Below are 26,847 nucleotides of genomic sequence, written 5' to 3'. Positions count from 1 at the left end.
GCTCAGCCGGGTGGCTGGATCGGCGTACTCGGCTGGTAGATCCGGTAAGTGCCGATCTCGGTCACCGTCGCGGTGGCGGCCCGGCGCCGCAGCAGGGCCTGGAACGCGGCCTCGGCCGGCCCGCCGACGGCGAAGACGAAGGCGGGCCGGGCCGCCGCGCGCACCCGCTCGGGGTACGGCGGGTAGCGGTTCTGCCCCGGTCGCAGGTTGTCGCCGAGCACCGCGCAGTTCACTCGCTCCCGGGAGTTGAAGACGAGCCGGTTGCAGGTCCAGTACTCGCCGTACACCTGGCGCAGGCCCGCTCGCCGCAACGTCGTCGCCAACTCCCGGAACTGCCGCTCCTCGGTGCGGATGGTCGGAATCTCGCCGATCAGCTGGGCGGTGGCGCCGAGCAGGAAGGCGACCAGCAGGGACAGCACCGTCGCGGCGAGTACCCCGGACGTCCGGGCCAGGGGTTTCGCGCTCACCCGACCGGCCCAGCGGGCGACCAGCCAGAGCGGCCAGAGCACCGCCGGCAGCGAGATCTGCAGGATCGACAGGTAGCGTGCGCTGGCCAGCGGCTGGGTCGCGGCGAGTGCGCTGCGGCCGTACGCGGCCAGGGTCAGCGCGGCGGCGACGAGCAGGGCGAGGTGGGTGACGTACCGGATGCGCTCGGTCCCCGGCGACCGGCCGGCGCCTGCGTCGGTTCGCTGGCCCCGGCGCAGCAGCCCGCGCACCGCCAGGACCACCGCCACCAGCAACAGCGCCAGATACAGCCAACCCCACCACATCTGCCAGGGTTGGCAGCGTTCGGGCGGGCAGAGCCCGGTCGCAAGCGGTACGCCGAGCAGCACCGCGCCGTGTACCCGGTCCGCGGCCGAGGTCACCACCGCGTCGCCCTCGCTGACCTGCATCAGCACCGAGACCGAGTCCTGGCCGGGCGGTGCGGTCAGGTTGTCGACGATCAGGGGTGCGACGCCGAGCAGGAAGCCGCCGACCAGCACGGCGCCGGCCCGACCGAACAGTTCCCGCCAGCAGCCGAACAGCAGCACCCCGAACGCGGTGATCAGGTACGGCAGCACCAGCCAGTCGTCCCAGACGCAGAGCCCGGAGATGACGCCGAGGAATCCGAAGGCCAGCCACCGGCGCCGGATCCGGCGCTGTCCGAGGGCGAGGGCGATCAGCAGCAGGCCGACGACGGCGGGTTTGATCTCCGGACGTCCGCCGACCGCCGTGATCTGGTCCCGGACCACCCGTTCGGAACCGAGCGCCAGCAGACCGACGGTGAACGTGGCCAGCCAGGGGGAGTAGAGGTGACGGGTGAGCCGGTACGTCAGGTAGACGAAGGCCGCGTACAGGAACAGCAGTGGCAGCCGCAGCAGGCTCCAACCGGGGCCGAACAGGACGAACAGCGGGGCGGCGAGGTAGCTTTCCACGGTGCCCATGTAGTGCTGCCCGTACAGGAAGACCGGCAGTTCGCGGCCCTGTGCGATGTGCAGCGCGGCCAGCCCGAAGGTGGCCTCGTCGCTGTTGGATCCCGGCACGGTGAGCAGGATCAGCGCCAACCGGTAGCCGACCCCGAGCAGGCCGAGCCCGAGCGCCACCAGAGCTGGCCGGTCGAGCGATCGGACCAGCCGACCGCCGCGCGGCATCGCCACCGACACGACCAACGCCCCCGTCGTCGTCCCGTTCCGAAGTCTTCCACAGCAGCCCGGCGCGGATGGCCGGATCGGCACAGGCGGGAGCGGTCGTCCGGCGGCGGAGTTGATCTCGTGGAGCGACCGTCCGACTCCACGCGGTCGACCTGTCGATTCGATCGGCACCGACTAGTCGATCTGTCGTGGCCCGGTCCGGAGGTCTGTGGCAGGGTGTCAAGGTGTCGCTGATACCCGCCGGTCCGGCGCCCGTGCCTCGGCTGCACCGGGCGGCCCGGATCGAGGACGCGGTGCACCAGTTCATCGAGCGTCGGCTGGGGCAGGGTGGGTGGGATGTCACGATCGTCCCGTACGCCGGCTACGGCGGGCCGGGCTGGGTCCGCGTACTGGGCCGGGTGCTACTGACCCGGCTTCGTCGCCGTCCCCGCCGCCGGCCCGAGAAGCTGCGCGGTTGGCGTACCTTCGCGACCCTGCCGGTGCAGCACGCGCCGGTGGTGATCGAGGCGGGAGGTCGCCGGCACGAGGCCAGGGCCGACCGCAGCGGGTTCATCGACCTCGTCCTGGACGCCGAGCTGGCTCCGGGCTGGCAGAGCGTACGGCTGAGCAGCCCCGGTGCCGAGCCGGTCGACGCGCCGGTCCGGATCGTCGACCCCGAGCTGAGGATCGGCGTCGTATCGGACATCGACGACACGGTGATGGTCACGGCGCTGCCCCGTCCGCTGCTCGCCGCCTGGAACACCTTCGTGCTGGACGAGCACGCCCGGATGGCGGTGCCGGGGATGGCGGTGCTGTACGAACGCCTGGTGAACGCGCACCCCGGGGCGCCGGTGCTCTATCTGTCCACCGGTGCCTGGAACGTCGCGCCGACCCTGACCCGGTTCCTGTCCCGTCATCTCTATCCGGCCGGTCCGCTGCTGCTGACCAACTGGGGCCCGACGGCCGACCGCTGGTTCCGCAGTGGCCGGGAGCACAAGCGGGCCACCCTGGAGCGGCTGGTCCGGGAGTTTCCCGAGATCCGGTGGTTGCTGATCGGCGACGACGGGCAGCACGACCAGGAGATCTACGCCGAGTTCGCCGCAGAGCATCCGGACAACGTGGCCGGGGTGTTGATCCGCCGGCTCTCACCGACCCAGGCGGTGCTGGCCGGTGGTTTTCCGGCCCCGGTCGAGAACGGCGACGGCGCCACGCCCGCCGCCGGCCTGCTCGGCGAGCGGTGGCTGTGCGCCCCCGACGGCGCCGGACTGTGGCGGCTGCTCCGGGAGGCCAACCTGGTCTGAGCCGGTTCGCCGGTCGGTCAGCTCGCCGTGCCCGACTCGTCCGTGCGGAGGTCAGCTCGCCGTGCCCGAATCGTCGGTGCGGCGGCGTTCGCGGCGGCCCCTCGCGATCTCGGTGCCGAGCGCGTCCAGACGTTGGGTCCAGAATCCCCGGTACCGGTCCAGCCACCGGTCGATCTCGCGCAGCGGGGCCGGGTCCACCGCGTAGAGTCGCCGGGTACCCACCGCCCGTACGGTGGTGAAGCCGTTCTCCCGCAGTACCCGCAGGTGCTGCGAGACCCCGGGTTGCGAGATCCCGAACTCCTCCTGGACCACCGCGCTCACCTCGCCCGCCGGGCGTTCACCGTCGGCGAGCAGTTCCAGGATCCGCCGCCGGACCGGGTCGCCGAGAACGTCGAACGCGTGCACGTACGCCATCCTTTCAGCGCTCACTTATATAAGTAAAGTCTAACCTGCACCCGACCCCGAGGTCGGCCCGGACGACCCTACCGGCCCGGACCGGGTGTGGATCACCACCGGTATGCCACCGGCCGGCCGGTACTGGTAGACAGATGCGATGCGGCTCCGCCTGATCCAGATCGACGCCTTCGCCGACCGGGTGTTCCGGGGCAACCCGGCGGCGGTGATGCCCCTGCCGTCCTGGTTGCCCGACCCCGTCCTGCAGGACATCGCCGAGGAGAACAACCTGTCGGAGACCGCGTTCTACGTCGCCGACCTGCCGTCGGACGCCGGACCGCCGCCGAAGGCGGAACCGCCGCCGGATGCCGAGCCGCCGTCGGCCGACACCCCCGCCTACCACCTGCGTTGGTTCACCCCGGCGGTCGAGGTCGACCTGTGCGGGCATGCGACCCTCGCCACCGCCGGGCAGCTCTTCGAGGACGTACACCCCGAAGCCGGACGGATCCTCTTCTGGACCCGCAGCGGGTGGCTGCCGGTCAGTCGTACCGACCGTGACGGTGAACTCGAACTCGACTTTCCGGCGGGGGACCTGCGGCCCGTTCCGGAATCGGACGAGGTCTCCGCCGCCGCCGTGACCGCCCTCGGCATCGATCCGGAGTTCCGGTTCCAGGACACCGACCTGGTGTACGTGCTCCGGGACGCCGCCGCCGTCCGGGCCGTGGTGCCGGACTTCACCGCGTTGGCCCGGCTGCCGGTGCGGGGCGCCGTGGTCACCGCGCCGAGCGACACCGACGGTGTGGACTTCGTCTCCCGCTGGTTCGGTGCCGGTGCGGGCGCCTTCGAGGACCCGGTCACCGGTTCCGCGCACAGCCAGATCGCACCGTACTGGGCGAAGCGGCTCGGCCGGCCCCGGCTGACCGCCCGGCAACTCTCCGCGCGCGGCGGCACCTTGGGCTGCGAGGTCGACGGCGACCGGGTACGCCTGCGCGGCACCTGGCGCCGCTACCTCGACGGCACCGCCACCATCCCCGAGCCCATCCGGTAGGCCGGAAGCGGCTCAGTGACCCCGGAAGGCCTCCTCCAGCCACCACGAGCCCCGTTCGCTGGTGACCTTGGCGTCGAGCAGCATCGGCCGGTCCCTCGGTCCGGCAAGCCACTCGCCTACCGGGGCGAGGTCCCGGGCGGTCCGTACGGTCACGGCGGCGCAGCCGTAGCCTCGGGCGATGGCGGCCAGATCGGTGTCCGGGAACCGTACGCCGTCGAGCGGGTGGCCGTCCGGGCCGAAGTGGTGCACCTCGGCGCCGTACGCCGCGTCGTTGTAGACCACCATGAGCAGGGGGAGACCGAGTCGGGTCGCCGTGACCAGTTCGGTGGCCGACATCAGGAACCCGCCGTCGCCGAGCGCCGCCACGGTGAGCCGGTCCGGCCTGGCCACCGCGGCACCGAGTGCGCTGGCCAGGCCGAGCCCGATGGACTGGAACGCCTGGGTGAAGCAGAAGCCGGCGACGTCCGGTACGGACAGGAACATCGACGGGTAGCCCATGAAGTTGCCGGAATCCACCGCGACCGTGCGCTGCGCGGGCAGCAGGTCGTCGAGCGCGATGCTCAACGTTCGCGGGTCGATCCGGCCCTCGGCGCCGACGACGCTCTCGTCCGGATAGGGCACGTCCCGCCAGCGGCCCTCCGCCGCGATCCGGCTCCGCAGTTCCGGCGTGCGCTGGCGGCCGGCCGGCCGACCCCGCTCCGGTTCCCGGTCCAGACAACGCGACGTGGCGGCGGCGACACCGCCCACGTCACCCCGGACGTACACGTCGACCCTCGAATGTGGATCGGACCCGACGGGCTCCCGGTCGACCTGGACCACGACGGCCGACGGTGAGATGAGCCGACCGTGCCGGGTCGTCCACATGTTCAGGGTGCTGCCCCAGGCGACGACCAGGTCGGCCCCGGCGATCAGTTCCGCGGCGAGCGGGGTGGCGAACCCGCCGGAGACGTCCAGGTACCAGGGGTCGCCGACGAACAGGCCCTTCGCGGCCGCCGAGACCGCGAGCAGCGCGTCGCACTCGTCGGCGAGCCGGATCAGCGGCTCGCGGGCCGCCCGTGCGCCCCGCCCGGCGATGAACACCGGCCGCCGGGCGGCCCGCAGCGCGGCGACCAGCGGTTCGACGTCGGGCATCGGCTCGGAGTTGGTGCCGTCCGGCGCGATCGGCCCGGACCACGGCGGCACCTCCACGGACTGCACGTCCAGCGGCAGCCCCAGCACCACCGTCGCCCCCTCGGCCGCCGTCCGGTACGCGGAGCCGACGTCCGCGGCCACGTGCTCGGCGCGTACCGTCCGGAACACGGCGCCGAGCGCGACCGTGACCTCCGGCAGGTCGATGAAGAAGTTCGACGTCGGTACGGTCGCCTCCGGCGCCAGGACCAGCATCGGGGTGCGACTCTTGGCCGCCTCGGTGATCCCGGTCAGCGCGTTGGTGATCCCCGGACCCTGGTGCACGGAGAGCACCCCGACCGCACCCGAGGTACGGGCGTACCCGTCCGCCATGCTCGCCGCGCCGCCCTCGTGCGCGGCCGGCACCAGCCGGGCTCCCGCCGCCACCAGCGCATTGGTGACGTGGAAGTTGCCGCTCCCGACGACGGCGAAGACGTGCCGCACCCCGTGCGCGGCGAGGACCCGCCCGACCACCTCGGCGACCCGCATGCCGCTGCGCCCGCCCTACCGTTCGACCAGGGCGAGCACCCGGCACGGGCTGCCCGAGCCGCCGACGATCGGCAGCGGCCCGGCGACCACCACCGCGCCGGTCGGCGGCAGCGAGGCCAGGTTGCGGAGCTGGGTCAGCCCGTACTTGTCGGCACCGAGCAGGAAGGAGTGGCACGGGAACGGTGGGTCGAAGGAGTGCGCTCCGCCCGCGTCGGTGCCGACCGTCTCGACCCCGACACCCTGGACCGGTGACTCCTCGGCCAGCCACTTCGCGCAGGCGGGCGAGATCCCCGGGGTACGGCCGGCGTTGGCGTAGCGCGCGGCGTCGTCCCCGTACGCGTCCCAGCCGGTCCGGTAGAGCAGCCATCCGCCGGTCGGCAGCGGGCCGTGCTCGGCCTCCCAGGCCCGGACGTGCTCGACCTCCAGCAGGAAGTCGGGGTCGGCGGCGGCCTCGGCGGTGTGGTCGAGTACCACCGCCGGGGCGACGAGCCGGTTCGCCGGCACCTGCGACACGTCGTCGCCGTGCTGGCCGCTGACCCAGTGCACCGGGGCGTCGAAGTGGGTACCGGTGTGCTCGCCGGTGGTGATGTTGTTCCAGTACCAGGCCGGTCCGCGCTCGTCGTACCGGCTGATCTCACTCAGCCCGAAGGGTACGGTCTGGCCGAACGGCTCTGGCAGGTTCAGGATCGGCGTCTGCGCCGAGAGCGGGGCGGTGAGGTCGACGACCTCGACCCGGCCGCTGGCGAGCGCGGCAACTAGATCTTGCAGCACGGTCATGGCGAGAACCTACCCGACTTCACGGCCCCGGGGACCGCGCGATCGGTCAGGAGATCCTTCGCGTCGGCCGTTCGACGCGTCCGCTCCCCGGGTAGTCGGATCCGTCACCGGGCAGCCCGGATTCACCGTCCGGTTTGGACCGGGGCCGGGGCGGGCCGCAGCCCGGGCCGCTTGGGCGCGGTCCGCCCCGGCTGTCCGTCACCGCTGCTGCGTGCCCAGCGGTTGCCAGGGAGCCGGAAGGTAGGTCTGTGCCTGGCCGCAGTAGGTGGGTCCCGGGGTCGGTATCGGGCTGTTGTCGAGGGTCGTCCGGCAGACCTGGATGACGACCCGGTCGATGCCGCCCCGGACGAGGTCGGCCTGGAGCCGGAACTCGAACTTCGTCACGTCGTTGTCGACCCGGTACGCCTGCTCGTCGACCAGGACGTCGCGGCTGAACGCGGAGAAGGTGGCATAGCTGTACCGTCCGTCGTCCCGGCAGGGGACGCCCGGGTCGAACGGGACGGGCCGGTCGGTGAGCGTGCCGCCGACCGCCACCACGCCCTGGCTGGGGGGTGCGGTGACCGGGCGCCATTCGAGTCGGCCCTCGGTGTACCCGTACCTGCAGTTGTCGCCGGAGTCTGCGGCGAACGACTGGACGGCGGTGGTGCTTCCGGCGGTCGAGCCGTGCTCGCCGGCGGAGGCGGAACCGGGCGCGGCGGAGGCGGAACCGGGCGCGGCGGTGCCGGCGGCGAGCAGCGCGGCGGCGAGGACGGTCGACGCCCGGTGGAGCGGTCGCTGCATGAGCTTCCCTTTCGGACGGTGGTGGTGACGGGCGTGCATACGACCGGCCATCCGGGCGGATTCCCGTCCACGAACCGGATCGCCGGCCGGGCTGGGCCAGCAGGCAACGACATTGTCACACGTCGATTTATCGAGAGGTAGCCTCCAGTCGGAGGCGACCCTCGAGGCGGGTCAGCCCGGGGCGATTCTCGAGGCGGGTCAGGCCGGGCGGAGCCAGAGCACGCCGAGTGGTGGCACCCGGAGCGCCGCCGAGGCGGGCAGCCCGTGCCAGGGCTGGTCGTCGGCGTACACCGAACCGAGGTTGCCGACGCCGGAGCCGCCGTAGCAGTCCGCGTCGGTGTTCAGCGTCTCGACCCAGGTGCCGGCCAGCGGCAGTCCGATCCGGTAGCCCTCGTGCGGCAGCGCGGCGAAGTTCGCCACGCAGACCAGCGGCGAGGAGTCGGCGGCGATCCGGATGAACGCCAGGGTGTTGTTCGCCGAGTCGTCCGAGACGATCCATCGGAAGCCGGCCGGGGTGGTGTCCTGGGACCAGAGCGCGGGGGAGTCCCGGTAGCCGTGGTTCAGGTCCCGCAGCAGCCGCTGGATTCCGGCCCGGCCGGGATCATCCAACAGCCCCCAGTCCAGCCCCCGGGTCTCGCTCCACTCCCGCTCGTCGCCCAACTCGGAGCCCATGAAGAGGAGCTGCTTGCCCGGATGCGCCCACATATACGCCAGCAACGCCCGTACCCCGGCCAGTTTCCGCCACTGGTCGCCGGGCATCTTGCCGAGCAGCGACCCCTTGCCGTGCACCACCTCGTCGTGGCTGATCGGCAGGACGTAGTTCTCGCTCCAGGCGTACACCAGGGAGAAGGTCAGTTCGTTGTGGTGGTGCTGCCGGTAGATCGGGTCCTTGCCGACATAGGTGAGGGTATCGTGCATCCAGCCCATGTTCCACTTGAAGCCGAACCCCAGCCCGCCGCTGTCGGTCGACCGGGTCACCCCGGGCCAGGCCGTCGACTCCTCGGCGATCATCAGTACGCCCGGATGCTCCCGGTAGACGGTCGCGTCCACCTCCTGGAGCAGCGCGATCGCCTCCAGGTTCTCCCGACCGCCGTGCTGGTTCGGTGCCCACTCGCCGGCCTCGCGGGAGTAGTCCAGGTAGAGCATCGAGGCGACGGCGTCGACCCGCAGCCCGTCGACGTGGTACTCGGCGAACCAGTAGAGCGCGTTCGCGACCAGGAAGTTCCGGACCTCCGGCCGACCGTAGTCGAAGACGTACGTGCCCCAGTCGGGGTGCTCGCCACGACGCGGGTCGGGATGCTCGTAGAGCGGGGTGCCGTCGAACCGGGCCAGCGCCCAGTCGTCCCGGGGGAAGTGGGCCGGCACCCAGTCCAGGATCACCCCGATCCCGGCAGAATGCAGCCGGTCCACCAGGTAACGGAAGTCGTCCGGGTCGCCGAACCGGGCGGTCGGGGCGTAGTAGCCGGTCACCTGGTAGCCCCAGGAGCCGCCGAACGGATGCTCCATCACCGGCAGGAACTCCACGTGGGTGAAGCCCAGGTCCAGCACGTACGCGGTGAGCTGCTCGGCGAGGTCCCGATAGGACAGACCCGGCCGCCAGGAGCCGAGGTGCACCTCGTAGACGCTCATCGGCTCCTGGTGCGGCTGCCGGCGGCTCCGCCGGGACAGCCATTCGGCGTCGGACCATTCGTACCGGGACTCGTGCACCACCGACGCGGTGCTCGGCGGCACCTCGGTACGCCCGGCCATCGGGTCCGCCTTGTCCCGCCACTGTCCGTCCCGGGACAGGATCCGGTACTTGTAGCGGTGTCCGGGCGCCGCCTCGGGAACGACGATCTCCCAGACGCCGCTGCCGCCGAGCGAGCGCATCGGCCAGCCGTCGTGCGCACCCCAGCCGGTGAAGTCGCCGACCACCCGGACGCCCCGGGCATTGGGCGCCCAGACCGCGAACGACACCCCACCGCCGTCCCGGGGTCGGGCGCCGAGCGCCGTCCAGAGCCGCTCGTGCCGCCCCTCCGCGATCAGGTGCAGGTCGAGTTCCCCGACGCTCGGTGGATACCGGTACGGGTCGTCGCGCAGTTCGCCGTCCACCACCATCCGGTAGTCCAGCACCGTGCCGGGAACGTCTGCCTCGAAGACCCCCTCGTCGTGTACCCGCCGCATCGGAACCCGCGTCCCGCCGCCCTCCCGATCCACCCGGTCCAGCACCAGTTCCACCGTTCCGGCACCGCGCCGCAGGGTACGCACGACGGTCCGATCGCCCTCCGGATGCGCGCCGAGTACGGCGTGTGGGTCGTGGGTGGTACCGGCGATCAGCTCGTCCATCGCATGCCTTCCGATCCGGCGGGAGTGTCGGTGCGGTCGGTCCGATCAGCACCGGATCCGGCATCGGAGTCCGGCTCCGCGCCGTACCGCCGCACCGTGAACACGTGGGCGGGCTGGAGGAAGGGGTCGAGCCGGACCGCGTTGTGCTGTCCCCAGTCGTACCGGGCGCCGGTGAGTTCGTCGTGTACGGTGAACCGCTCGTGCCAGTCGAAGCCGAGCGCGGGCATGTCCAGCACGGTGTTGCCCCACTGGACCTGGCCCGGGTCGACGGAGCAGACGACCAGGACGGTGTTGCCGGTCTCCGGGTCCCGTTTGGACCAGCAGAGCATCGCCTGGTTGTCGATGTCGTGGAAACGCAGGTTACGCAGCCAGTGCAGGGCCGGGTTGGCGCGCCGGATCTCGTTGAGCCGGGCGATGAACGAGGCCAGCGACCGGCCCTCCGCCTCGGCCGCCGCCCAGTCCCGGGGCCGCAGTTCGAACTTCTCGTTGTCCAGGTACTCCTCGGCGCCCGGCCGGGGCACGTGCTCGAAGAGTTCGTAGCCGGCGTAGATGCCCCAGGACGGCGAGAGCAGGCTGGCCAGCACCGCGCGGATCTTGAACATCGGCGGGCCGCCGTGCTGGAGGTGCTCGGGCAGGATGTCCGGGGTGTTCGGCCAGAAGTTGGGCCGCATGTAGTCGGCGGCGGCGACCAGTTCCGTGCAGTAGTCGCGCAGCTCGGCCGGGCTGGTCCGCCAGGTGAAGTACGTGTACGACTGGCTGAAGCCGATCTTTCCCAGCCCGTGCATGATCGCCGGTCGGGTGAATGCCTCGGCCAGGAACAGGACGTCCGGGTCGATCCGCTTGACCTCCCAGATCAGCCAGTGCCAGAAGTCGAACGGCTTGGTGTGCGGGTTGTCCACCCGGAAGACCTTGACGCCCTCGCCGACCCAGTGCAGCACCACCCGCAGCACCTCGGCGCGGATTCCCGCCGGGTCGTTGTCGAAGTTGACGGGATAGATGTCCTGGTACTTCTTCGGCGGGTTCTCGGCGTACGCGATCGAGCCGTCCGCCCGGGTGGTGAACCACTCCGGATGCTCGCCGACCCACGGATGGTCCGGTGCGGCCTGTAGCGCGAGATCCATCGCCACCTCCAGCCCGACCTCCCGGGCGGCGGCGACGAACCGCCGGAAGTCCTCGGCAGTACCGAGTTCGGGGTGGATCGCGTCGTGGCCACCCTCGGCCGCCCCGATCGCCCATGGCGACCCGACGTCGTCCGGCTCGGCGACCAGGGTGTTGTTCCGGCCCTTCCGGTTGACCCGGCCGATCGGATGGATCGGCGGCAGGTAGAGCACGTCGAACCCCATCGCGGCGACCCCGGGCAGTCGGTCCAGGGCGGTGCGGAAGGTTCCGGACCGGGCCGGCTGCCCATCCCCGGCGAGCACTGCCCCCTCCGAACGGGGAAAGAACTCGTACCAGGCGGAAAACTGTGCCCGGGGCCGGTCGACCCAGAGCGTCATCGGCGCCGCATCGCTGAGCAGCGCCCGTACCGGGTGGTCCCAGAGCAGTTCGGCCAGCCCCAGGGCCGACGCGACCCGCTCCGGCAGGTCTCGCGTCCCGTCCCGTAACGCGGCGGCGGCGGCCCGGACCCGGTCCCGCGACTCCGCCGGTACGTCCACCGCAGCGGTCTCCAACAGCTCGGCACCCTCGACCAGGTCGTTGGCCAGCTCCGCCGCCCCCTGCCCGGCGTCGACCTTCTTCACCACCGCATCCCGCCAGCTCAGGTACGGATCGTCGAACGCCTGCACGGTGAAGCTCCACTCACCCACCGCGTCCGGCCGAATGCTGCCGTGCCACCGGTCGTCGAAGTCCGGCCCCGGTCGCATCCGCACCACCGGCCGGTCCACGCCATCCGGCCCCCGCCAGGCGACCTGGCAGCCCATTGCGGCATGCCCCTCCCGGTACGACCGCGCGGACACCGGAACCAGCTCGCCCACCACCGCCTTCGCCGCATATCGGCCACAGCTCACGGAGGGCGTCACGTCTTCGATCGGAATCCGTCCGGTCACCCTGCCCAACCTAGTGGGAATGATCCACGGCCGCGCGGTGGAAGTGCCGACAGCAGAGGAGACACGGCAGAAGAGAGCAAAGGCGTGCTGGCAGAAGAGTCCCGCCCCGAGCCACCGCCCGAGGAAAGGGCCAGGATCCATGATCCCGTAACGTCCGGCTTGCCCAGGAAAGCGGAACTCTTCGCGATCATGTGAGGATCCGGCAGATCGGTGCGCAGGGGTGGGGGTGGCCGGGCCAGCCGTTGCGGCGTAGCACGGTGGCGACCTGCCGGGCGGTGGTGCAGGCGTTCTCCGTCGTGTCCGTCCAGCCGTACCGGAGGGTCGTCTCGCCCTCGGCCGCCGCCGCGTTGTCCCGGCGGGCATCCAGCCACCGCCGGTCGGACGGATGTCCGGCCAGACCGTCCAACTCCACGCGGGTGCGGTAGGGGCGGTAGTCGACGTCGTCGTACCAGCGTCCGCCGCGCCGGGCTCGGGCGACCTGCCGAGCCCCGGTCGGTAGCCCGTGGGCCCGTTCGACGTCTCGCAGGTAGCGCAGTTCCAGCAGCGAGTGGCAGCCGTCCGCGACCTCGACGAGGGCCGCCCGCAACTCGGCCCGCCAGCGCAGCTTCGCCCGGCTGGCCATTGACCTGGTGATCCGGTCTGCGGTGGTGAGTCGGCGGCCACAGGCCCGGGCCAGCCAGCCCAGCGCCTCGTCCAGGCTGTCGGCCTGTTGGGTCAGGTCCAGCACCGTCTCCTCGACCCGGGTCTGCGGGGGCAGCCGGGTCGGGTGTCGGGCCCGCTCCGCCCCGGCCCGCAGATGTACCACGACGCCGCTCATCCGGCGTACCCGTCGCTCCCCGGGCACGGTGAGGTGGATGACGGGAGCCGGCTGCTCGGCCAGCCCCTGTACTTCGGCTGCGGTGTGATGGCTGAGCATGGCACCGGACCCGGCCCGGAGCAGGGCGGCCCACAGCACCGCCTCGCGGGGCGGCATTCCGCTGAAGGTGGCGAAGACCCGCCCGACCAGCACCTGCCAGCGGCCGCTGTGGATCCGGTGTTCGACCTGGGCCCTGGTCAGCCCGCAGGCGTACGCCTGTTGTCGGGTGAGTACGCCGTGCTGCCGTCGGACAAGCTCCTCGAACACCCGGCACACCCTGCCGCCGCTGCCCCCTCCCCGCCACCCCACCCACCCCGCCTGTGGACAACCCCTCCACCCTCATCCACAGGCGATGTTTCCGTGATCCCGTAAAGTCCGGCGTGTCCAGGCAAGCAGAACTCTTCGCGATCATGTGAGGAGTCTGGGGGCGGGGCGGGGCGTTGTCGCGGTGTTGTCAGCGGGGGGCTAGGGCCTCGCGGTAGACGGTTAGGGTGCGGTCGGCGATCGAGTCCCAGGAGAAGTGCTCCACCGCCCGCCGCCGCCCGGCTCGACCCAGCTCGACGGCCCGCTTCGGATCGTCCAGCACCTCGTTGATCGCCGCGGCGAGGTCGGCGACGAAACCGTCCGGGTCCAGCGGGGTACCCGTACCGTCGGCGGCCTGCGCGATCGGCACCAGCAGGCCGGTGGCGCCGTCCGCGACCACCTCGGGAATGCCGCCGGTGGCGGTGGCGACCACGGCGGTCTCGCAGGCCATCGCCTCCAGGTTGACGATGCCCATCGGCTCGTAGACCGACGGGCAGACGAAGACCGTGCTGTGGGTGAGGATCTGGATCACCTCGGGCTTGGGCAGCATCTCGGCGACCCAGACCACGCCCTCCCGACTGCTCCGCAGCTCGGCGACCAGCTCCTCGACCTCGGCCGCGATCTCCGCCGTGTCCGGAGCACCGGCCAGCAGCACGAGCTGAGCCTCCGGCGGCAGCAGCCGGGCCGCCCGGAGCAGGTAGGGCAGGCCCTTCTGCCGGGTGATCCGGCCGACGTACGTCACGCTGGGCCGGTCCGGGTCCACGCCGAGCCGGGCCAGCACCTCCGTGCCCGGGTCCGGTGCGTACTGGTGGGTGTCGATCCCGTTGTGCACCACCCGGACCCGGTCCGGGGAGACCGAGGGGTAGGCGGCCAGCAGGTCCCGCATCATCCCGGCGGAGACCGCGATCACCGCGTCGGCGGCCTCCAGCGCGGTGCGCTCGCACCAGGAGGAGAGCGCGTAGCCGCCGCCGAGCTGCTCGGCCTTCCACGGCCGCAGCGGTTCCAGACTGTGCACGGTCACCACGTGCGGTACCCCGTGCAGCAGCTTGGCGACGTGGCCGGCGAGGTTGGCGTACCAGGTGTGGCTGTGTACGACGTCGGTGCCGGCGCAGCCCGCCGCCATCTCCAGGTCCACGCCCATCGTGCGCAGCGCGGCGTTCGTGCCGGCCAGGGGCGCCGGCTCGGCGTACGCGGTGACACCCGGCTCGGCGTACGGAGGCTGCCGGGGTGCTCCGAAGCAGTGCACCCGGGTGTCGGCGCGGGAGCGGAGTTCCCGGGCCAGGTACTCGACGTGCACTCCGGCTCCGCCGTACACCTCCGGGGGGTACTCCCTGGTCAACAGGTCCACCCGGAGCCGCCGGTCGTCGGGCGTCGTTTCGGTCACAGCCGGCACCCTAGTGCAGCCGGAACCGGTCCGCCCGCGACGCGGTTGGCTCACCGGTGCCTTGCGGCGGTGTCGAGGGCCTCGATCACCTGTTCCGGCTTCGCCTTGCCGGCGAACTGTCTGGCGACCGCTTCGTTCAGCGCCTGGCCGACGCTGGTCCGCAACGCGATGTCGAAGTACATCTGTACGTAGCTGGCGCCTGCCCGGAAGTCCAGCAGTGACTTCATCGTCGGGTCGGTGACGGCGCTCTCGGAGCCCTCGGCGACCGGCAGGCCGGTGTTCAGCGCGGCCCACCGCTTCTGCACGTCCAGGCTCGAGATGTACTTCAGGAAGTCGGCGCACACGTCCGGCGCCCGGTAGGAGCAGGCGAACCCGTCGCCTCCGCCGAACGCGGCCTTCGGGTCACCCGCGCCTCCGGAGACGGCCGGGAACGGGAACCAGCCGAGCTTGCCGCCGAGTGCCTTCCGGTCCGGCATCAGGCCCTGCATCACGCTGGGGTTCCAGTGGCCCTGCAACTCCATCGCCGCTCTGCCGTCGGCCAGCAGCCCGGCCGAACTGGTGGCGCCCTGCTGTGCGGGGGTGGCCAGGAAGCCCTTCTGGAACGGCTGGGCGTCGATCAGTTCCTTGGTCTTCTGGCCCGCCTGGACCCAGCACGGGTCGTCGAACCGGTAGTTGGCCACCGAGTCCTCGAGGACCTGCCGCGAGCAGCCGCGCACCGCCAGGTACCCCCCGTAGAGCGCGTCCGGCCAGCGGTCCTTGCCGCCGATGGCGATCGGTGTGAGGCCGGCGGCCTTCAGCCTGCCGATGGTGCCGAGCAGTTCCTTCCAGGTGGCCGGCGGCGCGGTGATGCCGGCCCGGGTGAAGAGGTCCTTGTTGTACCAGAAGCCGACCACGCCCAGGTTGTACGGAACCCCGTACTGCCTACCCTCCACCTGCCAGCCCCGGGCGGCGGCACCCAGCCCGCCGATCCACGGCCCGGTGGCCTCGCTGATGTCCTTGACCCGGCCGGAGCTGACCTGGTCGGCGAGCTGGCCGCCACCCCACGACTGGAACACGTCCGGCGGGTCCTGCGACTGCAACGCGACCGGGATCCTGGTCCGGAACTGCTCGTTCTGCAACGGGACGACGTCGACCGCGACGTGCGGGTTCTTCGCGTGGTACTCGTCCGCGACGGTCCTCCAGAACCCCAGGCCGGGCTCCGCGTTGGCGTTGTGCCACCAGGTCAGGGTCACCGTCCCGCCCGATTCCCCGTCCCCGTCCCCGTCGCCATCGCCGCCGCGACCGCGCGTGTCGCGGAGCGTGCCACGGGTGTTGCCGGAGCGTCAACCGTCCGCACTGCCGATATTCGGCAGGCTCGGGATCCGGAAGCCCCATGGAGCTTTGCGGTCCGATCCCGAAACTATCGGAGCTGCGATCAGTCGTTCGTGACCAGGCTGACGCCGATGGTGACCATGGTGATCGCGATCAGGGCGTCGAGGACCCGCCAGGCCATCGGGCGGGCGAACACCCGCCCGAGCAGGCGGGCGCCGTAGCCGAGCGCGACGAACCAGACGAGGCTGGACAGCGCCGCTCCCGCCCCGAACCACCAGCGGCCGGACCGCCCGTGCGTGTTGGCGATGGAGCCGACCAGCAGCACGGTGTCGAGATAGACGTGCGGGTTGAGCCAGGTCATCGCCAGCATGGTGAGCACGGCGGTCCGCAGCGACGCGGCGCCGCCACCGTTCGCGGCGCCCAGGCTCTGTGCGCCGAAGACCCGGCGGGCCGCGAGGAGCCCGTAACCGACCAGGAAGGCGGCGCCGGCCCAGCGGACGACGGTGAGCGCGACCGGGGCGTGCGCGACGACGGTCCCGATGCCGGTGATGCCGGCCAGGATCAGGACGGCGTCCGAGACCGCGCAGATGGCGACGATCGGTAGTACGTGCTCGGCGCGGATGCCCTGCCGGAGCACGTACGCGTTCTGGGCGCCGATCGCCACGATCAGGGACAGCCCGACACCGAACCCGGTCGCCAGCACGGGAACCAGTTCGGTGGCGGGCGCCAGGCCCGAGGAGAGAGGCACGGACCCGACCATAGAGGGCCGGCTCAGATCACTCCAGCTAATCATTCTTATGATTCGTTAGACTTGCTTATCATGGACGTCCAGTTCGAGCAGCTCCGAACCTTCCTCGCGGTGGTCGACCACGGATCGTTCGAGGCCGCCGCCCGGCAGCTCCACGTCACCCCGTCCGCGGTCAGCCAGCGGATGAAGGCCCTGGAGACCAGCGTGGGCCGGGTCCTGGTCGAGCGGGCCAAGCCGGCCCGGCCGACCCGGTCCGGCCAGGTCGTGCTGCGCCTGGCCCGTCAGGTCGCCCTGCTGGAGACCGACGCGGTCCAGGAACTGGGGTACGACTCCGCCGTCGATCCGGCCGAGTTCACCCGGATCCCGGTCGTGATCAACGGGGACTCCCTGAACACCTGGGTACTGCCCGCGCTGGCAGCGGCAGCCCGGCAGCGGATCTGCGTCGACGTCTACCGCGAGGACCAGGACCACTCGGTGGAACTCCTCCGGCAGGGCAGCGTGATGGCGGCGATCACCTCCGAGGACCGGCCGGTGCAGGGCTGCGCGGTCCGGCCGCTCGGACGGATGCGTTACCGGCCGATGGCCAGCCCCGACTTCGTCCGGACCTGGCTGCCCGGCGGTCCGACGATCGACAACCTGGCCCGGGCGCCGGTGCTCGTCTTCGACCGGCGGGACGACCTCCAGGACCGCTACCTGCGCCAGCGGGCCCGCCGGACCTGGGACCCGCCCCGCAGCTACCTCCCGTCGTCCGGGGACTTCCCGGAGGCGATCCGACTCGGCCTCGGCTGGGGGATGCTGCCGTACCAGCAGACCGACCGCTACGAGGTGGCCGGCCTGCTCGTTCCGGTCGACCCGCAGGCGGCCATCGACGTGCCGCTCTACTGGCAGCAGTGGCGGCTCGACTCCCGGTCCCTCGGCGTACTGGCCGACGCCGTCGTCTCGGCGGCCGGCGAGGCGCTGGAGATGTAGCCGACCGCCGAGGCGCCGGAGCTGTACCCGGACGTACGGGCCGGCCGGAGGCACGGGGCAACCGGACGAAGTGGTCGTTAACGATCTTGGCGGGATGAACACGACGAGGCTCGTGCGGAGCGCTCCCCGCTCCGTTACGGTCGGGACATGTCAGCCAAGGTCCTCGCGATCGTCCTGGCCGGGGGAGAGGGCAAGCGCCTGATGCCCCTCACCGCAGACCGGGCCAAGCCGGCCGTCCCGTTCGGTGGCATGTACCGGATGGTCGATTTCGTGCTGTCCAACCTGGCCAATGGTGGATTCCTGAAGATCGTGGTGCTGACCCAGTACAAGTCGCACTCGCTCGACCGGCACGTCACCAAGACCTGGCGGATGTCGAACCTGCTGGGCAACTACGTGACGCCGGTACCGGCGCAGCAGCGGCGCGGGCCGTGGTGGTTCGCCGGATCGGCGGACGCGATCTACCAGAGCTTCAACCTGATCAACGACGAGCAGCCGGACTACGTCATCGTGTTCGGCGCCGACCACATCTACCGGATGGATCCCCGGCAGATGATGGACGACCACATCGCCTCCGGTGCCGGCGTCACGGTCGCCGGCATCCGCCAGCCGCTCTCCACGGCCGACCAGTTCGGGGTGATCGAGGTGGCCGAGGACGGCCGGCGGATCCGGGCGTTCCGCGAGAAGCCGACCGACGCGCAGGGGCTGCCGGACGCGCCGGACGAGATCTACGCGTCGATGGGTAACTACGTCTTCTCCACCAAGGTGCTCTGCGAGGCGGTCGAGCGCGACGCGGCCGACAAGACCAGCAAACACGACATGGGCGGCAGCATCATTCCGATGCTGGTGGAGCGGGGCGAGGCCAACGTCTACGACTTCCGGGACAACGAGGTGCCGGGCAGCACCGACCGGGACCGGGGGTACTGGCGGGACGTGGGAACGCTGGACTCGTTCTACGAGGCGCACATGGACCTGATCGCGGTCCACCCCGTCTTCAACCTCTACAACTACGACTGGCCGATCTACACCGACCATCCGCCGTGGCCACCGGCCAAATTCGTACACGGCCTGGAGGAGCGGGTCGGCCGGGCGGTCGAGTCGATGATCTCTCCCGGCGTGGTGATCTCAGGATCGCTGGTGGAGAATTCCGTGGTCTCGCCGAATGTCCGGGTGCACTCCTGGGCCCACGTGGAAGGCTCGGTACTGATGGAGGGGGTGCAGATCGGCCGGCACGCGGTGGTCCGCAACGCCATCCTCGACAAGAACGTGGTGGTGCCCGAGGGCGCGGAGATCGGCGTGGACCTGGAGCGGGACCGCGAGCGGTACACGGTGTCCGACCGTGGAATCGTGGTCATCGGCAAGGGTCAGCGCATCGAGCCCTGACCTCGCCGGCCACCACCGGACGATCCGGCGCCCGTGGGTAGGCCGGAGAGCGTGCACCATCCGTGTCAGAAGGAGGCCCCACCGATGTCGGTCCACGCCCGTGCCGGCCAGCCCGCCGAGCCCGAGGACCTGGTCGACGTGCCCCGGCTCGTCACCGCGTACTACGCCGAGCACCCCGATCCCGCCGATCCGGCGCAGCAGGTCGCGTTCGGTACCTCGGGGCACCGGGGGTCGAGCCTGCGGGCCGCGTTCAACTCCGACCACATCCTGGCGATCACCCAGGCGACCTGTGACTACCGCCGGGCGCAGGGGATCGACGGGCCGCTGTTCCTGGCCCGGGACACGCACGCCCTCTCGGAACCCGCCTCGGTGAGCGCGATCGAGGTGCTCGCCGCCAACGAGGTGACGGTGCTGGTCGACAGCCGGGACGGGTACACACCGACCCCGGCGTTGTCACACGCCATCCTCACGCACAACCGGGGTCGTACCGCCGGGCTCGCCGACGGGGTGGTGATCACCCCGTCGCACAACCCACCCTCGGACGGCGGCTACAAGTACAACCCGACGCACGGCGGGCCGGCGGACACCGACGCGACCAGGTGGATCCAGGACCGGGCCAACGCGCTACTGGCCGACGGCCTCCGGGAGGTGCGCCGAATTCCGTACGCCCGGGCGCGGGCCGCCGACACCACCGGCCGGTACGACTTCCTGGCCGCGTACGTCGACGATCTCCCCTCGGCGGTGGACCTGGCGGCGGTCCGGGCGGCCGGGGTGCGGATCGGCGCGGACCCGCTGGGTGGGGCGAGCGTGGCCTACTGGGGAGAGATCGCGTCCCGGCACGGGCTGGACCTGACCGTGGTGAATCCGCTGGTGGACCCGGCGTGGCGGTTCATGACCCTGGACTGGGACGGCAAGATCCGGATGGACTGCTCGTCCCCGCACGCGATGGCCTCGCTGATCGCGCGCCGCTCGGAGTACCAGGTCGCCACCGGCAACGACGCGGACGCCGACCGGCACGGCATCGTCACCCCGGACGGCGGCCTGATGAACCCCAACCACTACCTGGCGGTGGCGATCTCCTACCTGTACCGCAACCGGCCGGATTGGGCCGCCGACGCGGCGATCGGCAAGACGCTGGTGTCGTCCTCGATGATCGACCGGGTGGCCGCCGACCTGGGGCGCCGGCTGCTCGAGGTCCCGGTCGGCTTCAAGTGGTTCGTGCCGGGGCTGCTCGACGGCTCGGTCGGATTCGGTGGCGAGGAGAGCGCCGGGGCGTCGTTCCTGGCCCGTGACGGTCGCACCTGGACTACCGACAAGGACGGCATCCTGCTCAGCCTGTTGGCCGCCGAGATCATCGCGGTGACCGGGCGGTCGCCCAGCGAGCACTACGCCGACCTGGTGGCCCGGTTTGGCGAGCCGGCGTACGCCCGGATCGACGCGCCGGCCAACCGGGACGAGAAGGCGGTGCTCGGACGACTCTCGCCGGACCAGATCACCGCCACCGAGCTGGCCGGGGAACCGATCACGGCGACCCTGACCAACGCGCCGGGCAACGGTGCCGCGATCGGCGGCCTGAAGGTCACCACCGAGTCGGGCTGGTTCGCGGCCCGGCCGTCCGGAACCGAGGACGTCTACAAGATCTATGCCGAGTCCTTCCGGGGGCCGGAGCATCTCGGTCGGCTCCAGGACGAGGCACGGTCACTGGTCACCGGGGTGCTCAAGGGCGCCTGACCGTTCCCGGCCCGGTCATGGCCAGGTGTCGCCCGCTTCGAGCCGCCTGCGGAGCATCGCGTGCAGCGGCATCGACTGGCCGTCCGGTCCGCCCTCGCCGATGACCAGCTTCGGGGACGACGGCTGTGGCGTCGCCCCGGTCAGCCGGGCCCGTAGGCTGGCCGGCACCGTGAGCACGTAGAAGGCCCCGCCTCCGTCGACCGCGTGGATCAGGGCGACGTCGAGGTACCAGCCGGTCAGCGGGGTGCGGTAGCGGCTCCGTCCGTTGTAGGCGACCGCGGTCAGCGGGGTCTGCCGCAGCCCGCGTTCCCGGGCCTCCCGGAGGAACGACACGACGAGTTGCCGGGCCTGCTCCGTCTCCGCGTTCCGGCGGCGCTCGTCGGCCGCCGCGTGCGCGACCACCGCCCGTCGTCGTTGTTCCGCCCAGTCCTCGGGCCCGCCCTCCGCCATGCCTGGACGGTACGCCCACCGGATCGACGCCCGGCCCGTGAACCCGGGTTCCGGCGGTTCCGGCGCTGTCCGCTGCTACCCGCCCGGGTAGGGCGGGCCGGGGTGTGTCGGTGGGCGGGGCTGACCGGACTGGCCGTACCCCGGTGGCGGCTGGTGCGGTGTGGCCGGATAGCCGGGCGGCGGATATCCGGGCTGCGCCGGGTACCCGGACCCGGGCCGTCCAGCCGTCGGCGTCGCCGGATAGCCCTCCGGCGGTGGTGGTGGATGCGGGGGAGTGGTCGATTGGCCGGGCGGACCGCGCCGCCGGCGTCCGGAGCGTACGAGCAGCCAGACGAGTGCGCCGACGCCGGCCAGCACCAGCAGCAGGCAGAGCCCCCCGACGACGTATGCCGCGGGGCTGAGCGTGATGCCGGGCGACTCCCCGGTGTCCGGTGGTGCGGCCGCCGGCTCGGATGGATCCTCCGCCGACGGGCTGGAGCTGTCGGGCGACGGTTGCGACTCGGCGGGCTTGACGTCGGCGGTGAGCGCCTCGACGAGGTTCAGTACGCCGTAGCCGTACTCGGGGTCGCGGCCGGGTGCGCCCTCGTCGGTGGCGGTCGCGGTGAGCCGGTGCACGACCTCGGTCGCGGAGAGGTCCGGATACTTCGCCCGGACCAACGCCGCCGCGCCGGCCACGATCGCCGTGGAGTCGCTCGTTCCGGTGGCGGACTTGTAGTCGCCGGTGCGGCTCGTGGTCGCGATGTCCTCGCCCGGCGCGACGATCCCCACCGCCGCGCCGGTCACGCTGACCGGCGCCAGTTTTCCGTCCCGGCCACTGGCGCCGACCGCCAGCACCCCCGGGTACGACGCCGGGTAGCCGACGAACCGGTCGCCGGGCCGGTTGCCGACGGCTGCCACCAGGACCACGTCGGCGGCGAGCGCCTTGTCCACCGACTCCCGGAGCCGGTCGAAGGCTCCGCTGCTCAGCGACAGCGAGATTACTTTGGCCCCCCGCTGTACCGCCTGGTCGATGGCGGTCGGGAGGTTCTCGGCATTGCCGACCTCCGATTTTGCGTCACGAATGGGGAGGATCTTGGCCTTTGGTGCGATGCCCAGCGCGCCGTCGGCGTTGCCCGGTCCGTGTCCGTGCGCGGCGATCAATCCGGCCATCGAGGTGCCGTGCCCGTGGGCGTCCTGCTGGCCGTTGCCGCCCTCTCCGGTCAGGTCGACTCCGGGCAGGACGTTGCCGACCAGGTCGCGATGACTCGCCCGGACCCCGGTGTCGATCACCGCAACCACCACACCGGCACCCTGGGTGATCCGGTGCGCCTCGGCGACGTTGAGGGCGCGTAGGTGCCACTGCCGGTTTCGCTCCGCGTCCGCGAACGCCGGCGGTGCGCCGACCACCACCGCGAGGACTGCGCAGGCGGCTGCCGCGCACCAGCGCGGCAGCCACGTCCTGTGCGGGCGGCGAACCCTCACCGATCCTTCCCGATGACCCCGGTGCCGGGCTCGTGCCGCCCGACGGTCCGGTTCGGCTCGATCTCGGGGGCGACGCCCTCCTCGACCGCCCACGGATTGTCCGGGTCCCAGTGACGGGTGTCCTGCTCGTCCCCGGTCTGTCGGCCGCGCTGGCTGCCGATCATGCCGGGAGAACCAGATCCGGCGGCCGCGCCCGCGCGGCCGGCACCCGCCCCGCGACCTGCTCCGGCACCACCGGCCGCACCGGCCGCTCCGGGCCGACCCGCGCCCTGGTTGGACTGTCCGATCACGCCACCGACCGGGTTCGCCCGTGGCGCGCCGCCGACTCCGCCCGGCACACCGCCGACGTTTCCGCCTGGTCGGGCGCCGATGACCCCACCCGGCGGTACCCCCGTGCTGAGGGCGGTCGGCCCCAGGCCGATCTTGCCGGTGGGACCGGGGCCCCGGGGAACGCCGCCGGTGCTGATGGGGCCGACCGGCGGCGGTCCTCCGATATACGGGGGGCCGACCGGAGGAGGGACCGGGGTGACGGTGGGCGGTGGTGTGGGCACCGGAGGAGTGGGTGGAAGTGTCGGTCCGGGCAGGGTGGTCGTCGGCGGGGTGACCCCGGTCAGACTCGGACCCTCCGGTGGGTAGGTCGGTGTCGTGATGTTCGGCGGAGGGTGTTCGGTGTGCAGATCCGGCGGCGGCGTGCCTTCGATGTAGCCGGGCTTGTCGTCGTCCTCCGGCTCGGCCCGACGGTGCGGCGGAGGGTTGACCTCGGGGGGAATCCTCGCCCGGCTCCGCTTGGCGGAGCGCTCCGTGCTCTCCTGCTCCTCGACGTTCCTCGGTGGGAGGTACTCCGGCGGGGGCTGGACCCGGTTGCTGCCGTCCCGGGCCGCGCCGTCCACTTCCACCTGCACCGCACGGGCCCGCGCGACCAACGCCGCCTGTTGTGCGTCGCTCACCGGCGGATCGGTGAATGCCTGCATGCCCTTCTCGCCGATGAAGTCGCCCGCAACCCGGCCCAGGGCGTCGAGGCCGAAGCGTGATCCCCCGACGCTGCCGATCGCCCCACCGATGTCGCCGGCCTTCTCGACCTGCTTCTGGTAGTCCGCCAGCAATGCCTGGTTCTTGACGTACTCGTCGTAGATCGGCTTCAACTTGACCCGCGCCTGGTCGATCGCGTCCGCCACGTAGCCGATGTGCGTCGCGTTGTTCTGGGCGGCGGTCGACGTCTGCTGGGCCGCCACGATCAACCGGTCCAACTCGGCCATGTACGCGGCCGAGGCCGCGTTCTGCTCCGGCGGCCACAGGGTGGCGAGCTGATTACGGCATTCCTGGAGTCTCGAGGCGTGGTTGCTGAGCATGCCGGAGGTCCGCTCCCAGGCCGAAACCTGGTCCCGGCTCGGCTGGAGCTTCTGCTGGGCCGCGTCGATCATCTGCCACAGTCGGGGGATGTAGGCCGCGTCAGCCATTGTCGCCGCCTCCCGTCGGGGTGGCCGGGGCGGTCTCCGGTGCCGGCTGCTCGGGCGGCGGCAGAACCTCCTGGACGTCACTCACGGTGGCGTGGGCGAACGCGTCGGAGCCGCGGTAGTTGGCGGCGATCTTGTCGGCGGCCTGGGCCACGGCGTCGGTGCCCTTGTCCAAGTTGTACAGCGAGTCCAGGGTCTTCTGGATGCACTCGTCGTAGCGGTCCTGCAAGTGCTTCCAGTCTTCGCCTTCGATCCGATCGCCGATCGTGGCGCCGGGCTGCATGGCGTCGTGCACCTGGGGTACTTGGGAGCGGTAGCCCTGTTCCAGTTCGTCGCGCATCACCGCCGCCGCGCTCACCAGACCGTCGATCTCGACGTTGATCTGGCCGATCACCGCGGCGGCCGCCGCACCGAGTGCCACGCCGGACTCAGCCGGAATCATCGCAACCCCTCCCCGTGGGTGGTCGTCAGATATGGGCGGGGCTCATTGTAGCCGAGGCACAACACCGGGTACCTGTCAAATCGGCCTATTCGATCATCATCCGAAAGTGGACCCGACCGCCGACCGTCCTTCTTCGACGCTGGCTACCGTACCCCTGCCGGATCGTCTCATCCGATGCCGGCCGTCGACTCCGGTTCACGGCGATGTTGCCCGCCGCACGCCTTCCGGACGCCGACCGCCGTGATGCTGTGCCCGACCGCCGGACCCCAGCCGGCGTGACCTCTGACAACGCACCCGGACGGCCGCCAGGCTGATCCTCCGGGGGCACCACAGTGGAACGGGTGATACCCATGTCCCGACGGCGCCACATCCTCGGCGCGCTGCTGGTGACGGTAACCGTCCTGGCCGGGGTGCCGACCGGCGTCCAGGCCGGCGAGCGGCACCGGCCGGAATCCGCACGCGGCTTCGACCTGCAGGCTCACCGTGGCGGGCTCGGCCTGCGGGTGGAGAACACGCTCGCGTCCTTCGGCAACGCGCTGCAACTCGGGGTCAGCACCCTCGAACTCGACGTGCAGATCACCGAGGATCGGCAGGCGGTGGTCACCCACGACCGCCGGGTCACCGGCACCAAGTGTGTGGACACCGGGCCGGCGACGCCTGGTGACACCGAGTACCCCTACGTCGGCAAGTACGTCAACACCCTGACCCTGGCCCAGGTGCGTACGCTCGACTGCGGCAGCCGGACGCTGGCCGACAAGCCGGGACAGCTCGCCGTACCCGGTGCCCGGATGCCGCTGCTCCGGGAGGTCTTCGCGCTCGTCAAGCGGTACGACGCGGACGACGTGACGCTGAACGTCGAGACCAAGGTGGAGGCCGGCGCGCCGGCCGAGACCGCACCCCGGGAGCAGTTCGTCCAGGTCACCGCGGCCGAGATCCGGGCCGCCGGACTGCTGGACCAGGTCACCATCCAGAGCTTCGACTGGGGCGCGCTGATGCGGATGCGTCAGGTCGAACCCCGGCTGCCACTGGTGGCGCTGACCAACTACGACTTCCTGCAGACCGGTGCGCCGGGTGCCTCACCCTGGCTCGGCGGCCTGGACATCGACGACTTCGGCGGCGACCCGATCAGGGCGATCAGGACCTTCGGCGCCCGCACCTTCTCGCCGGTGCACGGCTTCCCGCAGAACGGCACCGTTACCGACCCCGGCTACCGGCCGTACGTGACGAGGCAGCTGGTCGAGCACGCGCACCGCAACGGCGTCAGGGTCGTGCCGTGGACGGTGGACGACGTACCGACCATGGCCAAGCTGCTGGACGACGGGGTGGACGGCATCATCACCGACTATCCGGACCGGCTGCGTACGCTGCTCGCGCAGCGCCGGATCGCGCTGCCCCGGGGGTACGTGGCGCCGTTCGACATCCAGGCGCACCGGGGCGGCCGGGCGACGAGGCCGGAGAACACCCTGCCGGCGTTCCGGAACGCGCTGGACAACCCGGCGATCTCCACTCTGGAGCTGGACACCGGGGTGACCCGGGACGGCCACCTCGTGGTGCTGCACGACCGGACGATCAACGGTAGCCACTGCGAGGACACCGCACCGGCCAGGCCGGGCGACAGGGCGTTCCCGTACGTCGGGAAGCTGGTCCACGACCTGACGTGGAAGCAGATCAGGACCATCGACTGCGGATCGAAAACGCTGCCGGAGCTGCCGGACCAGGTCGCCGTGCCGGGAGCCCGGATCCCGAGCCTCGACGAGGTGCTCGACCTGGTGCGGGCGAGCGGCCGGCGGGACGTACGGCTGAACATCGAAACGAAGCTCAGCCCGCTGGTGTCGGACACCGAGCCGTACCGCAGCTTCACCGCCAAGCTGGTCCGGGCGATCGAGAAGGCCGGCTTCACCGACCGGGTGACGATCCAGTCCTTCGACTGGCGGACCATCACGTACGCCCGACAGCTCAACCGGAAGATCGAGACCGTGGCCCTGGTCTGGCAGTACGGTCCGAGCGAGTGCGCCAGCCTGGCCGACGAGTGCTCCCTGCGGGCGGTGTACGGCGACCGCTCGGTGCGTAGCCCCTGGACCGCCGGCCTGGACTGGTGGCGGTACCAGGACCTGGGCAAGTTGGTCCGGGCCGCCGGTGCGGAGACGGTCTCCGCGAACTGGCAGGTACACGACCCGGCGCAGGGCACCGTGCGGTCGACCGACTGGTACCTGCGGCAGGACCCGGCCTACTTCCACGGACCGACGGTGCCGGAGCTGCAACGCCGGTACGGACTCAAGGTGGTGCCGTACACGGTGGACGATCCGGCGCTGATGCAGCGGGTCATCGACCTCGGGGTGGACGGCATCATCACCGACCACCCCGACCGGCTGGTGGCGGTGGCAATCCGCAACGGTCTCCGCTGACCTGTTAAGAAGGGCCCC

Annotated in this window: 20 protein-coding genes and 1 pseudogene; 6 read left to right on the top strand and 15 right to left on the bottom strand. The window is 71.5% G+C overall.

All coding sequences use genetic code 11. From position 1 onward, the window contains the following. Window positions 1-2 precede the first annotated feature (2 nt). Window positions 3-1,643: a hypothetical protein gene (locus tag ACFP2T_RS43695; RefSeq protein WP_377432988.1), complete on the bottom strand. Its 1,641-nt coding sequence runs from the start codon at window positions 1,641-1,643 to the stop codon at window positions 3-5. Between the two features lie 212 nt (window positions 1,644-1,855). Here ACFP2T_RS43695 and ACFP2T_RS43690 point away from each other — a divergent pair, with 212 nt between their 5' ends. Beyond that, window positions 1,856-2,911: an App1 family protein gene (locus tag ACFP2T_RS43690; protein WP_377432987.1), complete on the top strand. Its 1,056-nt coding sequence runs from the start codon at window positions 1,856-1,858 to the stop codon at window positions 2,909-2,911. Between the two features lie 51 nt (window positions 2,912-2,962). On the opposite strand, the gene ACFP2T_RS43685 is transcribed toward ACFP2T_RS43690, so the two are convergent. After that, the gene (locus ACFP2T_RS43685; RefSeq protein WP_377433011.1) at window positions 2,963-3,316 is read right to left on the bottom strand and encodes an ArsR/SmtB family transcription factor; all 354 of its coding nucleotides are present in this window, start codon (window positions 3,314-3,316) and stop codon (window positions 2,963-2,965) included. Window positions 3,317-3,464: 148 nt separating this feature from the next. Between ACFP2T_RS43685 and ACFP2T_RS43680 the strand changes: the two genes are divergently transcribed. After that, window positions 3,465-4,352 carry a PhzF family phenazine biosynthesis protein gene (locus ACFP2T_RS43680; protein WP_377432985.1) on the top strand — a complete coding sequence of 296 codons (888 nt, stop codon included), beginning with the start codon at window positions 3,465-3,467 and terminating at the stop codon, window positions 4,350-4,352. Window positions 4,353-4,364: 12 nt separating this feature from the next. Here ACFP2T_RS43680 and ACFP2T_RS43675 read toward each other — a convergent pair whose 3' ends face one another. The 9 genes from ACFP2T_RS43675 to ACFP2T_RS43635 form a co-directional block, all read right to left on the bottom strand. Beyond that, a complete protein-coding gene (locus ACFP2T_RS43675; RefSeq protein WP_377432983.1) occupies window positions 4,365-6,008 on the bottom strand; it encodes a thiamine pyrophosphate-binding protein in 1,644 nt (547 codons plus the stop codon). Between the two features lie 15 nt (window positions 6,009-6,023). Further along, window positions 6,024-6,785, bottom strand: a complete 762-nt coding sequence (locus ACFP2T_RS43670) for a cyclase family protein (protein ID WP_377432981.1) — start codon at window positions 6,783-6,785, stop codon at window positions 6,024-6,026. Window positions 6,786-6,983: 198 nt separating this feature from the next. After that, complete coding sequence (locus ACFP2T_RS43665; protein WP_377432980.1) at window positions 6,984-7,565, bottom strand: hypothetical protein; 582 nt, start codon at window positions 7,563-7,565, stop codon at window positions 6,984-6,986. Window positions 7,566-7,763: 198 nt separating this feature from the next. Continuing rightward, window positions 7,764-9,890: a 1,4-alpha-glucan branching protein GlgB gene (glgB, locus tag ACFP2T_RS43660; protein WP_377432979.1), complete on the bottom strand. Its 2,127-nt coding sequence runs from the start codon at window positions 9,888-9,890 to the stop codon at window positions 7,764-7,766. Next, window positions 9,878-11,935 (bottom strand): alpha-1,4-glucan--maltose-1-phosphate maltosyltransferase, encoded by a 2,058-nt coding sequence (locus ACFP2T_RS43655; RefSeq protein ID WP_377432977.1) that lies wholly within the window; start codon window positions 11,933-11,935, stop codon window positions 9,878-9,880. Before ACFP2T_RS43655 ends, glgB begins: the two co-directional genes overlap by 13 nt. 187 nt (window positions 11,936-12,122) lie before the next feature. After that, window positions 12,123-13,058 carry a hypothetical protein gene (locus ACFP2T_RS43650; protein WP_377432975.1) on the bottom strand — a complete coding sequence of 312 codons (936 nt, stop codon included), beginning with the start codon at window positions 13,056-13,058 and terminating at the stop codon, window positions 12,123-12,125. A gap of 187 nt (window positions 13,059-13,245) precedes the next feature. Further along, window positions 13,246-14,478: a glycogen synthase gene (gene glgA / locus ACFP2T_RS43645; protein WP_377432974.1), complete on the bottom strand. Its 1,233-nt coding sequence runs from the start codon at window positions 14,476-14,478 to the stop codon at window positions 13,246-13,248. 50 nt (window positions 14,479-14,528) lie between these two features. After that, window positions 14,529-15,710, bottom strand: coding sequence for an ABC transporter substrate-binding protein (locus tag ACFP2T_RS43640; RefSeq protein WP_377432972.1), 1,182 nt, complete (start codon window positions 15,708-15,710; stop codon window positions 14,529-14,531). Window positions 15,711-15,892: 182 nt separating this feature from the next. Beyond that, on the bottom strand, window positions 15,893-16,501 hold the full coding sequence (locus ACFP2T_RS43635; protein ID WP_377433010.1) for a LysE/ArgO family amino acid transporter: 609 nt from the start codon (window positions 16,499-16,501) through the stop codon (window positions 15,893-15,895). Window positions 16,502-16,609: 108 nt separating this feature from the next. Here ACFP2T_RS43635 and ACFP2T_RS43630 point away from each other — a divergent pair, with 108 nt between their 5' ends. From ACFP2T_RS43630 to pgm, 3 genes and pseudogenes are all read left to right on the top strand, one after another. Next, a complete protein-coding gene (locus tag ACFP2T_RS43630; protein WP_377432971.1) occupies window positions 16,610-17,506 on the top strand; it encodes a LysR family transcriptional regulator ArgP in 897 nt (298 codons plus the stop codon). Between the two features lie 144 nt (window positions 17,507-17,650). Then, window positions 17,651-18,886, top strand: a pseudogene (gene glgC / locus ACFP2T_RS43625) (glucose-1-phosphate adenylyltransferase); the annotation flags it as partial. An 84-nt stretch (window positions 18,887-18,970) separates the two neighbouring features. After that, window positions 18,971-20,617 carry a phosphoglucomutase (alpha-D-glucose-1,6-bisphosphate-dependent) gene (gene pgm, locus ACFP2T_RS43620; RefSeq protein ID WP_377432970.1) on the top strand — a complete coding sequence of 549 codons (1,647 nt, stop codon included), beginning with the start codon at window positions 18,971-18,973 and terminating at the stop codon, window positions 20,615-20,617. Window positions 20,618-20,632: 15 nt separating this feature from the next. On the opposite strand, the gene ACFP2T_RS43615 is transcribed toward pgm, so the two are convergent. The 4 genes from ACFP2T_RS43615 to ACFP2T_RS43600 all read right to left on the bottom strand — a co-directional run bounded on the left by ACFP2T_RS43615 (window position 20,633) and on the right by ACFP2T_RS43600 (window position 24,403). Then, window positions 20,633-21,067, bottom strand: coding sequence for a hypothetical protein (locus tag ACFP2T_RS43615; protein ID WP_377432968.1), 435 nt, complete (start codon window positions 21,065-21,067; stop codon window positions 20,633-20,635). Window positions 21,068-21,142: 75 nt separating this feature from the next. Beyond that, window positions 21,143-22,528 (bottom strand): type VII secretion-associated serine protease mycosin, encoded by a 1,386-nt coding sequence (gene mycP, locus ACFP2T_RS43610; RefSeq protein ID WP_377432967.1) that lies wholly within the window; start codon window positions 22,526-22,528, stop codon window positions 21,143-21,145. Continuing rightward, window positions 22,525-23,985: a hypothetical protein gene (locus tag ACFP2T_RS43605; protein WP_377432965.1), complete on the bottom strand. Its 1,461-nt coding sequence runs from the start codon at window positions 23,983-23,985 to the stop codon at window positions 22,525-22,527. Before ACFP2T_RS43605 ends, mycP begins: the two co-directional genes overlap by 4 nt. Next, the gene (locus ACFP2T_RS43600; protein WP_377432963.1) at window positions 23,978-24,403 is read right to left on the bottom strand and encodes a hypothetical protein; all 426 of its coding nucleotides are present in this window, start codon (window positions 24,401-24,403) and stop codon (window positions 23,978-23,980) included. Before ACFP2T_RS43600 ends, ACFP2T_RS43605 begins: the two co-directional genes overlap by 8 nt. 371 nt (window positions 24,404-24,774) lie before the next feature. Between ACFP2T_RS43600 and ACFP2T_RS43595 the strand changes: the two genes are divergently transcribed. Continuing rightward, window positions 24,775-26,829, top strand: a complete 2,055-nt coding sequence (locus ACFP2T_RS43595) for a glycerophosphodiester phosphodiesterase family protein (protein WP_377432961.1) — start codon at window positions 24,775-24,777, stop codon at window positions 26,827-26,829. Window positions 26,830-26,847 lie beyond the last annotated feature (18 nt).

Source organism: Plantactinospora solaniradicis (assembly GCF_042658085.1).
Lineage (GTDB): Bacteria > Actinomycetota > Actinomycetes > Mycobacteriales > Micromonosporaceae > Plantactinospora > Plantactinospora solaniradicis.
This window is presented reverse-complemented; position numbering and strand designations above follow the sequence as displayed.